The following is a 12,466-nucleotide window of genomic DNA, read 5'->3' on the forward strand; positions in this document are numbered from 1 at the left end:
TGGAGACGCCGATGCAGCCCGAGGTGCTTGCGTTCTTTCACGCCGACAGCAACACCTTCACCTATGTGGTCGCCGACGCGGCGACCGGGGCGGCAGCGGTGATCGATCCGGCGCTGGACTATGCGGCCGACACCGGCAAGGTCGGCACGCGCGCCGCGCAAGCCATCGTCGATGCCGTCGCCCACCACGGCTGGCAGGTGCAGTGGTTGCTGGAAACCCATGCGCATGCCGATCACCTGTCTGCCGCGCAGTGGCTGAAGCAGCACTGGCCACAGGCACGCATCGGCATCGGTGACGGTATCCGCGATGTGCAGCAGACGCTTGCGCCACGTTGTGCGTTACCGGACGACTTCCGTGCCGATGGCTCGCAGTTCGATCACCTGTTCGCCGATGACGAGCGCTTCGAGCTTGGCACGCTGCAGGTACGTGTCATCGCGGTGCCCGGGCATACCAGCGACAGCATCGCGTACCTGATCGGCGATGCGCTGTTCCCCGGCGATTCGTTGTTCATGCCGGACGCCGGCACCGCGCGCTGCGATTTCCCCGGCGGCGATGCACGGCAGCTGTTCGCCTCGATCCAGCGCATGTACGCGCTGCCGGCGGACACGCGCGTGTTCGTCTGTCATGACTACGGCCCGGGCGGCCGTGAGGTGGCGTACCAGACCAGCATCGGCGAGCAGCGGCGCAGCAATATCCACGTGCGCGACGGCGTGGAGATCGAGGCATTCGTGGCGCAGCGCCAGGCCCGCGATGCCACGCTGCCCGAGCCCAGGCTGATCCGGCCGGCATTGCAGACCAATCTGCAGGCCGGCCGCTGCGACGGCGTACCTGGCTGACGCACCAGTGTCGCCACCACGCGACGCATGACGCGCAGCCGCTATGATCGCTGCCTGACCTTGCTGGAGCTTCCCATGCGCACGATCGGTTTTTGGCAGCGCGCGTTCTGCGTGCTGATGCTTGCCCTGCCCGTCCTGGCCACTGCGCAGAGCGCGCCGGTGACGGTGTTTGCTGCAGCAAGCCTGAAGGAATCCATGGACGAGGCCGCGGCCGCTTACGAAAAGGCGACCGGCACGCCGGTGCGCGTTTCCTACGCCGCCAGCTCTGCACTGGCGCGCCAGATCGAGCAAGGCGCACCGGCGGACGTGTTCTTTTCGGCCGACCTGGAATGGATGGACTATCTGCAGCAACGCGGCCTGGTCGTGCCGGCGCAGCGTCACAACCTGCTCGGCAATACCCTGGTGTTGATCGCCCCGGCCACCAGCAAGCTGCGCGTGGATCCGCGCCAGCCCGGCGCGATTGCCAAGGCGCTCGGTGACAACGGTCGGTTGGCGGTTGGCCAGACCAACAGCGTGCCGGCCGGCAAGTATGCCGCCGCAGCGCTGCGCAAACTCGGTCAGTGGGATGGAGTAAGCAATCGCCTGGCCGAGTCGGAAAGCGTGCGCGCCGCATTGATGCTGGTCTCGCGCGGCGAAGCGCCGCTGGGCATCGTGTACGGCTCGGATGCGCGCGCCGAACCCAAGGTCCGCGTGGTTGCGACCTTCCCTGCCGATAGCCACGACGCCATCGTGTATCCGGTGGCTGCGTTGAAGAACAGCGGCAATGCCGGCACGGCCGCGTTCGTGCAATGGCTGGGCAGCAAGCCGGCCAGGGCGATCTTCGTTCGCCATGGTTTTTCGTTGCAGGATTGAGGCGCGCCGTTGTCGATGTTCACCCCGCAGGAGCTGACCGCGATCGGCCTGAGTCTCAAGGTCGCCATCGTTGCGGCCATCGCCAGCCTGCCGCCGGGCATCGCCTGCGGCTGGCTGCTGGCGCGGCGGCGCTTTCCGGGCAAGGCGCTGCTGGACGCCCTGCTGCATCTGCCGCTGGTGATGCCGCCAGTGGTGACCGGTTATGCGCTGCTGGTGGTGCTGGGCACGCAGGGGCCGGTCGGCAGCTGGTTGCTGGAACATCTCGGTATCCAGTTCGCGTTCCGCTGGACCGGCGCGGCGCTGGCATGCGCGGTGATGGGATTTCCGCTGATGGTGCGCGCGATCCGCCTGTCCATCGAAGCGACCGACCGCCGCCTGGAAGCAGCCGCCGCCACGCTCGGTGCGGGCCCGTGGCGGGTGTTCTTCAGCATTACCTTGCCGCTGGCCTGGCCGGGCCTGGTCGCCGGCATGGTGCTGGCATTCGCCAAGGCCTTGGGCGAATTCGGCGCGACCATCACCTTCGTGTCCAATATTCCTGGCGAAACCCAGACCTTGTCGTCGGCCATCTACGGGCTGATGCAGGTGCCGGGCATGGAATCGGGCGTGTGGCGGCTGGCCGGCGTTGCGTTGGCGATCTCGCTGGCGGCGCTGCTGCTGTCCGAGTGGCTGGTGCGCAGGCCGCATCCGCGCGAGGACGGCTGATGCTCGATATCGACCTGCAGCTGCAGCGCGGCAACTTCCAGCGGCATCTCCACATCCAGGACCAGGCGCGGGTGGTGGCCCTGGTCGGCCCTTCCGGTGCGGGCAAGACCACGGTGCTCAATGCCATCGCCGGGCTGGTGCAGCCGCAGGCCGGGCATATCCGCATCGACGGGCGCTGCCTGTACGACGCCCGGCAAGGCATCAACCTGCCCACGCACAAGCGCAGGATCGGCTACGTGTTCCAGGATGCGCGGCTGTTTCCGCATCTGGATGTGCGCCGCAATCTGCGTTACGGCCGGCATGCGCGTGGCACGGCGCCATTCGGTTTCGACGACGTGGTGGCGCTGTTGGGGATTGGGCCGTTGCTGCAACGCCGGCCGCGCAATCTGTCCGGAGGCGAAGCGCAGCGCGTGGCGATCGGCCGCGCCTTGTTGTCGCAACCGGCGATCCTGTTGTTCGACGAACCCTTGTCGGCACTGGATCAGGCGCGCCGCGAAGAACTGATTCCCTACCTGCAACGCGTGCGCGACGAGATCCGCCTGCCGATGCTGTATGTCAGCCACAATCCCGACGAGGTGCAGCGCATCGCCGATAGCGTGCATGTGCTGGAATGAGCGCATCGGCACCGGTGATCACCGCATTCAACCAGCTGGTGTGTCCATGAAACAGTATCGAAAACATGCATTCCCGGTGGAGCAGGCGCGCCGCTTCCTGGAACCGGGGCCGGTGGTGCTGGTGAGCTCGGCCCACAAGGGCCAGCGCGACATCATGACCATGGGCTGGCATATGGTGCTGGAGTTTTCGCCCTCGCTGATCGCGTGCTGCATCGCCCCCGGTAACCACAGTTTCGAACTGGTCCGGCGCAGCAGGCAATGCGTGATCAACCTGCCGACAGCCGAGCTGCTCGACACCGTGATCGGCATCGGCAACAGCAGCGGTGCACAGATCGACAAGTTCGACCACTTCGGGCTGACCGCCGTGCCCGGCCAACGGGTCGCAGCGCCGGCCATCGCCGAGTGCTACGCCAGTTTCGAATGCCGCCTGCACGACGGCCGGCAGATCAATCGCCACGCGCTCTTTGTCTGGGAAGTGGTGAACGCGCAAGTGGCTAAGCGGCCCGCGCTCCCGAGGACGGTGCACTACCGCGGCGATGGCCGCTTCATGCTGTCCGGCGACGAAGTCTCGCGGCGGCACCTGTTCGCACCCGACATGCTCTGATCGCAGCGATGCGCGCGCTCAACGCGCCACCTTGCCGGTACGCACGCTGACCTTGCCCTGCCGCACTTCGAAGGTGAACGCGAACGACAGCGTCACCGGTACCGGCTGCTGGCTGATGGCGCCGCTGCAATCGTCCAGCGCGACCGGCTGCGCCACACCTGCGGCAAATGTGCACAGCGCGGCCGGAACGAACTGCCATTGCTGCACCGTGGTTCGCACCGACTGCACCAGATCGGCATTGTCCGGCAGCAGACCGGCCGCACATTCGTCGCGATCGGACATGGGGTCGACGCGCTGTACCGCGCCGTCGGCGGTCAGGATCACATGCGCGCACACGGTGGTCGGCGGCAAGCTCTGCCGCGGCGAATCGGCCGGCAGCACCGGCGCATCGCTGCGCAGCGCGCGCGGCATGCGAAAGCGCTGTGCTGGCGCCAACGTGTAAGACTGGATGGAGCCGCCACCATTGCCACCCGGTTGCGCGCTCAGCATGCGCTGGTCCACCGAATCTTCGCGCTGGCTGCGCTGCTGTTCCTGCACCCCTTGCGTTGCACATGCGCCAAGCGACAGCGCCAGGATTGCGGCGCAGGTCGGCGCAAGGACGGCCGACAACACGTGGCGAGCAGTTGTCGGGTGGGCGTGGCCAGCGCGCAGGAACCGGCGTGTACGAGCGGCACATGCCAATCCCTGGCACCGGGCGCGCTCGCCTGGCAGTTGTGCAGTCGTTTTGCTGGTTGCCCTGGATTGCATCACGGCCTCTCCCGCCTTGCGCAGCCCGCTGAAGCACAACCGGCAAGGCGGTTGGACGCTGGCGCCTCCGAGCGCGCGGCGGCGGCATCGGTAGACGTTTGCTCCGGCCCATCCAGTTCGAACTTCACCGGCACGCGCACCGTGGAAGCAATCGGCTTGCCATGTGCATAAACAGGTTTCAGCCGCCACTGGCGCGCTGCCTCCAGCACCGCTTGATCGAACACGCCGGCCGGCCTGCTCTGCACAATGTCGATGTGCTGCGGCCTGCCCGCAGAGTCGATGTCGATCTGCAGTTCGACAAAGCCCTCGATACCGCCGTCAAACGCGGCTGCCGGATATCTCGGTGGCTGCATCGTGGCGAAATCCACCGCGTTGCCGGCCGCCAGCGCCGGTTGTGCCGCTAACGCAATGTGTGCCGGCTGCAGCGCCCAGGCGGCGGTACTGATCGTCGCCGCCAGCAGCAGGACCATCGCCACGCGCCAGCGCGCACGCCCGGCAGCGATGGGGGAACCGCGCAGCGCCGCGATCCGTTGCGTCAACGGATGCGATGCGGCCCAATGACAGGCGAGCGGCGTAAAGTCGCCTCCAAACTGAGTCTTGAGCATGGCGGCGGCGTAACTGCGCCGCTTGCCCGGATGTTGCGCCAGCACGGCCGCATCGCAGGCCAGTTCCTGATCCAGCCGGAACGCACGCCAGCCCAGATGCATCAGCGGGTTGAACCAGCCGATGCAGAGCATCAGCGCCGCCAGCAGATTGGCATGCAGGTCGCCGCGGCGCAGATGCATGCGCTCATGCGCCAGGATCAGGGCGCGCTCATCGGCGTTGTAGCGCTCACTGAAATCCGCCGGCAGCACGATGCGCGGACGCCAGAGTCCCAACGATGCAGGAAGACCAGCATCGCGCACGGCCGACCAGAGCCGGTCGTCGAGCCGGTGCAACGGCCCCAGGCTGCGCATGAAACGCCGTTGCCGCGTCCACAATCCGATCGCCATCACCACCGCGCCGCCCAGCCACGCTGCTGCCAGCCATGTTGCCCACGCACGACCTTCGCCATTCACGCTGGAGAGCGCCGGCATGGCGGTCAGCGCCGGAAATCCTGGCACCGCGATGCCGAGAGACGGGCCGGGCAACAAGGCCGCCACCAGCGCCAGCGGGACGCAGGACCAGATCGCATACGCCGCGCCTGCACCCGACCGCTTGCGCAGCGGGCGACGCAGGAGCAGGCAGACCAGCAGCGCAGCGGTGGTGTACAGCGTTGCGCGCGACAACAGGACCCAGGCCTCAGGGTTCATCGTCCAGCTCCTTGAGCAGTTGTTTCAGTTCCGCGATATCGGATGCGCTGAGTTTTCCGCGCTCGCTGAAATGCGCCACCAGTGGCGCCACCCGTCCGCCGAACAGGCGCTGCAGCAATCCCTCGCTCTGTTGCTGCACCCACTGCTCGCGCGCCAGCACCGGCGAATAGAGATAGCGTCGCCCTTGCTTCTCGGCACGGATGGCGCCCTTGCCAAGCAGGCGGTTGAGTAAGGTCTTGACGGTGGGCTCGGCCCAGTCGCTGCGGCCTACCAGCGCGGCGACCACCTCGTCGGCGCTGCGTGGCGCCGCATCCCAGAGCACCTGCATCACCACCGCTTCGGCGTCACTGATCGACATGCGATTACATCCGTAATTTTTATCGATTACACATGTAAAACTTGCGCCTGTCAAGCGCGTTTTCGATTGCCTTGCGGGAAATGCATGCGCCGACCAGGCCTTGTCGGCGATCCAGATACCTGCCCCGCCATCGCCTCGGCTACCCTGCACCGATGACTGAATACCTCACCGACCTGCCCGGCGCGGTTGCGCACATCCTGCAACGCCTCGATGGCCCGCTGCGCGTCGGCGCGCCGTTGGGCATCGGCAAGCCGCACCGGTTGTTGAACGCGTTGTATGCGCAGCTCAAGCACACGCCGACCCGGCCACTGGCGCTGTACACGGCGCTGTCGCTCAATCCGCCCAGGCCCGGCGCGGGACTGGAGGCACGCTTTGCGGCGCCGTTCATCGCGCGCCATTTTGGCGAGGATTTCCCGCGTCTTGCCTATGTCGATGACATGCTGCGCGATGCGCTGCCGGCGCATGTGCAGGTGGAAGAGTTCTACATGCAGTCCGGCGGGCTGCTGCACTCCACCCAGGCGCAGGCCGACTATACGAGCCTCAACTACACCCACGCTGCTGCGGCGGTGGCGCAGCGCGCGCCGAACCTGATCGTGCAGAAGGTGGCGCGCGAACCGGGCGGCACGCGGCTGTCGTTGTCGTGCAACAACGACATCACCCAGGACACGCTGGATGCGGTGCAGGCGCTCGGCCTGCCGCGCCCCATGCTGGTGGCCGAAGTGGACACGCAACTGCCGTGGATCGGCGGAACCGCGGCAGTGGAGGAAGCGTTCTTCGATCTGGTGATCGACCTGCCCGGTCCGTCGCCGCGCCTGTTCGGGTTGCCCAGGCAGCCGGTAACCAGCGTCGACTACGCCATCGGTCTGTATGCCAGCGCGCTGGTCCGCGATGGCGGCACCTTGCAGATCGGCATCGGCACCCTGGCCGATGCGCTGAGCCATGCGCTGGTACTGCGACATACCGACAACGCCACCTATCGGCGCGTGCTGCAGGCGCTGGACCCGCAACTGGAACAGCATCCTGCGGTGCGCGCCAGCGGTGGCCTGGCGCCGTTCGAGATCGGCCTGTACGGCTGCAGCGAAATGCTCAACGAAGGGTTCAAGCAGTTGGTGGACAGCGGCGTGATCCGCCGCAAGGTGCACGACGATCTGGCGCTGATGCAGCGCATCGCCGACGGCAGCGCCGATGCGGCCGATCACGCGCGCCTGGCCCGCGAAGGCGAGTTTCTGCATGGGGCGTTCTATCTCGGCTCGCCGGATTTCTACCAGTGGCTACGCGAGCTGGATGCGGACACGCGCGATGCCATCGGCATGCGTCGCATCAGCGAGATCAACCAGCTGTATGGCGGCAACGAAGCGCTGGAGCGGCTGCAACGCCGCGATGCGCGCTTCTTCAACTCCTGCATGATGGCCACCGCGCTCGGCGCGGCGGTGTCCGACGGGCTGGAAGATGGCCGTGTGGTTTCCGGCGTGGGCGGCCAGTACAACTTCGTGGCGATGGCGCATGCCTTGCCGCAGGCGCGCAGCGCGTTGATGCTGCGGGCCACGCGCGATGCCGGTGCACACGCAGCGAGCAATGTGCGCTGGAACTACGGGCACACCACCATTCCGCGCCATCTGCGCGATCTGTACATCACCGAGTACGGCATCGCCGACCTGCGCTACCAAACCGATCAGGATTGCGTGCTGGCGATGGCCGGCATCTGCGATGCACGCTTCCAGGACGCGTTGCTGGCAACCGCCAAGGCATCGCGCAAGCTACGTGGCGACCCTGCACTGCCTGCGCGTGCGCAACGCAACACGCCGCAGGCACTGGAACAGGCGCTGGCGCCGTTCCGCAGCAATGGCAGCCTGCCCGACTACCCGCTCGGCAGCGACTTCACCGAGGTCGAACAACACCTGCTGCGCGCCCTGAGCTGGCTCAAACGCACCACCGCCGGCAATAGCGCAAAGCTGATGACCGTCTGGCGGGCACTGCTGTCACGCAAGGGCGACGATGCATACGAAGCCGCCGGTCTGCAACGGATGGCACTGGATGCGCCACGCAGCATCGGCGAACGCGTGCAGGCGCGGCTACTGGCGTATGCCTTGCGGAAGACCGGAGTGCACTGACGCGCCCGTGTCGCGAAAAGCGATGCCATGGCGCGTTTTTCGCATTGTGACGCACGACGGCAATACGGCGGAAAGCCTTGCGTCAAATTTGGCCGGGATGATGGCGACCACCTTCTTTCCGGCCTGGCTGCATGCGCTGCTTATTCGTTGTTTCGGCTGTGAATCCAGGCGATGACCGCACAGCGAAGCCATCACGCGCAAGGCGAAGCAACACACGTAGCGCTGCATTCCTTGGCCTGCTGATGCTGGCCGGCGTGACCGCGCATGCCGCGCATGCCGCGCCTCGCCTCACCGATCTGCAATACATCGGCAGCCACAACAGCTACCACGCCGGCTTCGCCCCCAGCGAAGCGACGCTGCTGCAACGACTAAGTCCGGAGCTGTTCGCGGCACTGGATTACCGCCATCCGCCGCTGAGGCAACAACTGGATGATGGCGTCAGACAACTCGAACTGGATGTCTTCGCCGACGCCAACGGTGGTCGCTACGCACACCCGGCCAGCGTCGCGCAGATCGCCAAGGCCGGCTTGCCGCCCGCACCGCCCAGCGCACCGGCCGGAGTGATGGACAGACCCGGCTTCAAGGTCATGCACGTGCAGGACGTGGACCAGCGCAGCACCTGCCAGCCCTTGATCGCGTGCCTGCAGGAAGTGCGTGCGTGGTCGAAGCAGCACCCCGGACATGTGCCGATCTTTATCCTGCTGGAAACCAAGCAGGCGCCGGTGCAACTGGCGTTTCCGACCGTGCAGCCGGAGCCGTTCGATCCGGCGGCGATGGATGCATTGGATGCCGAACTGCGCTCGGTGTTTCGACCCGGCGAGTATCTCAGCCCCGATCAGGTCCGTGGCAACGCAGCCACGCTCAACGCCGCAGTGCTTGCGCATGGCTGGCCGTCGTTGAGCGAGGCACGCGGCAAGGTGGTGTTCCTGCTCGACCAACGCACGGCCGGTGCCAGCTACCTGCGCGGGCATCCGTCGCTGCGCGGACGCGTGTGCTTCACCAATGCCGTGCCTGGCCAAGACGATGCCGCGTTCACCGAACTCAACGATGGCCCCGCCGAGACGATCACCCAATTGGTGAAAGCCGGCTACCTGGTGCGCACGCGTACCGACGCCGACCTGAAAGAAGCACTGCAACACGACACCACCCGCCGCGACCGCATGCTGGCCAGCGGCGCGCAGTTGCTCAGCACCGACTTCCCCGCACATGAGCCGGCCGGCAACGGTTACGTGGTGCGCTTCGAAGGCGATGCGGTCGCACGCTGCAATCCGCAGCTGGCGCAGGCGCACTGCAAGGGCGTCGACCTCAGGCACTGAGTCGGGGTCACTGCCGTCGTCGCAATCTCCGCACCACACACAGACCTGTCGCAACGGAAGGCGTCGGCGATGCACACCCGCACCCGCAGTAAGGGGCACTCCATCTTCTCCAACCACGCGAGCCATTGCATGCAGTCCCCACGCACCACCCATCGCCTGACCTGCGCCATCGCGCTGGCACTGTCCGCGCCGGCGTTTGCCGAGACGCCGGAGCTCGGCACCACCACGCTGGATTCGGTCAACGTGCAGGCCAAGCACGCCGCCGCGCCGGGATCGCTCAACGAACAGCGCCTGTCCAGCAGCGTCAACAGCGTGATGAGCAAGCAGCAGATCGATGCGATCCCCTCCGGCGGCATCGCCGATGTCGTGTCGCACATGCCGGGCCTGTCCGCATACAGCGACATGCATCTGGGCCAGGCCACCACCGGCGAAAACGCCTACGTCAGCATTCGCGGCATGGACGCCAGCTACAACGCCTACACGCTCAACGGCTTCGGCATGCCGGAAACCGATTCGTCGACGCGCGCCATCTCGTTGAACATGCTGGCGCCGTTCGGCATCCAGTCGGTGCAGGTGTCCAAATCCCCAACGCCCGACATGCCCGGCGATGCGATCGGCGGCGCGATCGACATGCGCACGCCCAATGCCTTCGACTTTGAGCAGGATGTCTACGCCAAGAGCACCGCGCAGGGCCAGTTCAATGCGCTGGCCTCGAAGCTGGGCGGCAAGGACAGCGGCGGCACCTTCCAGCAGGAGCTGGCCTGGAAGTTTGGCGATGGCCATGCCTTCGGCCTCTACGCATCGGCGTATTACGGCAGGAACAACAACATGGCGCAGGCGCCGGCGCCCAACAGCAAATACGTGCCGGCCGATCCCGCCCTCGCCACTGCAACCGACCTGCGCGATGTCGGGCCGTTGATCAGCACCCGCTACAAGTACAGCCTCTACACCAGCCAGATCGAACGCTACGGCGGCAATCTCTCGCTGGATTGGCAAGGCGACAACAGCGCGCTGTACGCGCGTGCGATCTACGGCAGCTACGGCGTCACCGGGCAGCAGGACCAGTCCAGCGCGCGCCTGGAAACCTATCGCAACCAGCCCACCGCCGTGCGTGGCGGCTATTTCAACACGCACGATATCGACGAGAAACTGGCGACGCTGCAGCTGGGAGGCCAGACCACGCTGGGCCGCTTGCGCTTCGACTACGGCAGCTCGGTCGGTCGCGGCACCCGCAGCCGCCCGGACTACGTATCGGCAAGCCTGTATGGCTTTACGCCCGGCAGCTTCGCCTTCGACCTCAGCAACCCCCGCTATCCCAGCATCGCGCCAAGCACGCCTGCCTTGCAGGACTTTTTCTACAACCTGGATTCGTCGTTGCTGTGGAAGGTGCAGGGGCACGACGCCGGCAGTCACGACAACCGCATCAATGCGCACACCGATATCACCTACCAGGTCGATGGCGATGTGTTGGACAGCGTCAAGCTCGGCCTGTCTGCCGACCACTCCGACCGCGGCGCCTACGATCACCCGTTCTTCCACAAGGACGGCAACTTCGTCACCAACGGGCCGTATTTTGGCGGACCCAATTACGCCTTCCCCACCGCAGGCGGGCCGCCACTGAGCGCGATCCCGGGCCGCGTCACCTATCACGCCTTCGACGGCCGCTACGCCGGCCCGTTCAAGCTGCTGGACCGCAACTGGATGCTTGCGCAGGCGCTGCCCTACAAGTACGTCAACGATCCCAACGGCGCAGGCGTCTATACCGCCAACGACTACAACGCCAACACCACCTCCAGCACCGAGGCGATCTATTCCGGTTATGCAATGGCCGCGCTGCATGTCGGCTCGGTGAGCGTGCTGCCCGGCGTGCGCTACGAGTTGACACGCTATGCGGCCGAATCCTGGCAATCCAGCGGCGATGGCAGCACCGGCAGCTTCGTCGGCACCGGCAGCACCTATGGGCAAGTGCTGCCGGGCATCAGCATCAACTATCGGCCGGATGATCTCACCGTGTATCGGGCTTCGTTGCGGCGCAGTTTCAGCCGCCCGGCGTTCGGCCTGATTTCCGGCGAGACGGTGTACACCATCGACGATACCCAGAAGCTGGTCGGCATCTCCAGGCCCAATCCCGATCTGCAGCCGAGCAAGGCCGACAACGCCGATCTCTCCGCCGAGTTCTACGATCACAGCGGCGGCGTGCTCAGCGCATCGACCTATTACAAGCGCATCACCGGCTTCATCTATACCTCGCAATCGGCAACCAGCAACGACAACACCCTGGGCGGGCTGGTACCGACCGGCACCACCTTCGAAAACGGCGTGCCGGTGACCATGCCGCAGAACGGCGGCACCGCCAAGCTCTATGGACTGGAGCTGGCAGCGAGCAAGCGCCTGCAGGAGTTGCCGGGCCTGTGGAGCAACGTCGGCGTCACCGCCAACCTCACCCTGCAGCACAGCGAAGCAGACAGCAGACGCAGCGACCAACCGGAAAAGACCTGGCTGCCACGCGCACCCGAGCGTATCTACAACCTGGATCTGTTCTACGACGATACGCACCTGCGCGCCGACCTGAGCTACAACTACACGGGCCTGCAATTGCTGGGGCTGACCAGCGACCGGCTCAACTATTATTTGCAACCGGTCAAATCACTGGACTTCACTGCGACCTATCATCTGCCGCACCACGTCGATGTCGGTGTGTCGGCCAAGAACCTGCTCAATGCCGCCACGTTCTACGAAACCCAGGGCAAGTCCAGGCGCTACATGGCCTACGACCCTGGCGCCGACGGCGCCTATGTACAGACCGGACGGGTATACATGCTGACCTTGGGCTACACCTACTGACGGCAGACCTGCAGACAGCTGCGGCGCGATGTCTGCAGCTGCAGGGACCGGGTCTGCACCAATCCGTATCGATCGCCTGACTGACATGCAGGCGATCGATTGCGGCGTGTTGCATCATTCTCTCTGCCGCTCGGGTAGAAGCGGCAGGCAGCGGCATCTATGGCAGCTGTGCGGAGGCGAGATGGCAGGT

Annotated in this window: 11 protein-coding genes and 1 other RNA gene; 8 read left to right on the forward strand and 4 right to left on the reverse strand. The window is 65.9% G+C overall.

Annotation, left to right across the window (positions count from 1 at the left end; all coding sequences use genetic code 11):
• The first annotated feature begins 11 nt into the window (after positions 1–11).
• From AC06DU_RS15980 to AC06DU_RS16000, 5 genes are all read left to right on the forward strand, one after another.
• Positions 12–836: an MBL fold metallo-hydrolase gene (locus AC06DU_RS15980; protein ID WP_478202813.1), complete on the forward strand. Its 825-nt coding sequence runs from the start codon at positions 12–14 to the stop codon at positions 834–836.
• A 75-nt stretch (positions 837–911) separates the two neighbouring features.
• Positions 912–1,688 carry a molybdate ABC transporter substrate-binding protein gene (gene modA / locus AC06DU_RS15985; RefSeq protein WP_478202814.1) on the forward strand — a complete coding sequence of 259 codons (777 nt, stop codon included), beginning with the start codon at positions 912–914 and terminating at the stop codon, positions 1,686–1,688.
• Between the two features lie 15 nt (positions 1,689–1,703).
• The gene (gene modB, locus AC06DU_RS15990) at positions 1,704–2,390 is read left to right on the forward strand and encodes a molybdate ABC transporter permease subunit (protein WP_172454204.1); all 687 of its coding nucleotides are present in this window, start codon (positions 1,704–1,706) and stop codon (positions 2,388–2,390) included.
• The gene (gene modC / locus AC06DU_RS15995; RefSeq protein WP_016902262.1) at positions 2,390–3,004 is read left to right on the forward strand and encodes a molybdenum ABC transporter ATP-binding protein; all 615 of its coding nucleotides are present in this window, start codon (positions 2,390–2,392) and stop codon (positions 3,002–3,004) included. The genes modB and modC overlap by 1 nt, the downstream gene beginning before the upstream one ends.
• Before the next feature lie 46 nt (positions 3,005–3,050).
• Positions 3,051–3,608: a flavin reductase family protein gene (locus AC06DU_RS16000; protein ID WP_104608897.1), complete on the forward strand. Its 558-nt coding sequence runs from the start codon at positions 3,051–3,053 to the stop codon at positions 3,606–3,608.
• Positions 3,609–3,626: 18 nt separating this feature from the next.
• On the opposite strand, the gene AC06DU_RS16005 is transcribed toward AC06DU_RS16000, so the two are convergent.
• The 4 genes from AC06DU_RS16005 to AC06DU_RS16020 form a co-directional block, all read right to left on the reverse strand.
• Positions 3,627–4,220 carry a hypothetical protein gene (locus AC06DU_RS16005; RefSeq protein ID WP_478202815.1) on the reverse strand — a complete coding sequence of 198 codons (594 nt, stop codon included), beginning with the start codon at positions 4,218–4,220 and terminating at the stop codon, positions 3,627–3,629.
• A non-coding RNA gene (locus tag AC06DU_RS16010) (sX9 sRNA) lies at positions 4,209–4,284 on the reverse strand. The genes AC06DU_RS16005 and AC06DU_RS16010 overlap by 12 nt, the downstream gene beginning before the upstream one ends.
• A 70-nt stretch (positions 4,285–4,354) precedes the next feature.
• Positions 4,355–5,647 (reverse strand): TonB family protein, encoded by a 1,293-nt coding sequence (locus AC06DU_RS16015; protein ID WP_478202816.1) that lies wholly within the window; start codon positions 5,645–5,647, stop codon positions 4,355–4,357.
• Positions 5,637–6,005 (reverse strand): BlaI/MecI/CopY family transcriptional regulator, encoded by a 369-nt coding sequence (locus tag AC06DU_RS16020; protein ID WP_434981785.1) that lies wholly within the window; start codon positions 6,003–6,005, stop codon positions 5,637–5,639. The genes AC06DU_RS16015 and AC06DU_RS16020 overlap by 11 nt, the downstream gene beginning before the upstream one ends.
• A gap of 152 nt (positions 6,006–6,157) precedes the next feature.
• Between AC06DU_RS16020 and AC06DU_RS16025 the strand changes: the two genes are divergently transcribed.
• The 3 genes from AC06DU_RS16025 (at position 6,158) to AC06DU_RS16035 (ending at position 12,276) form a co-directional block, all read left to right on the forward strand.
• Positions 6,158–8,116, forward strand: a complete 1,959-nt coding sequence (locus AC06DU_RS16025; RefSeq protein WP_478202817.1) for an acetyl-CoA hydrolase/transferase C-terminal domain-containing protein — start codon at positions 6,158–6,160, stop codon at positions 8,114–8,116.
• A gap of 131 nt (positions 8,117–8,247) precedes the next feature.
• A complete protein-coding gene (locus AC06DU_RS16030) occupies positions 8,248–9,432 on the forward strand; it encodes a phosphatidylinositol-specific phospholipase C1-like protein (protein ID WP_478202818.1) in 1,185 nt (394 codons plus the stop codon).
• Positions 9,433–9,561: 129 nt separating this feature from the next.
• Positions 9,562–12,276, forward strand: a complete 2,715-nt coding sequence (locus AC06DU_RS16035; protein ID WP_478202819.1) for a TonB-dependent receptor — start codon at positions 9,562–9,564, stop codon at positions 12,274–12,276.
• The last annotated feature ends 190 nt before the right edge of the window (positions 12,277–12,466 follow it).

It is taken from the genome of Xanthomonas sp. NCPPB 3200 (assembly GCF_056393585.1).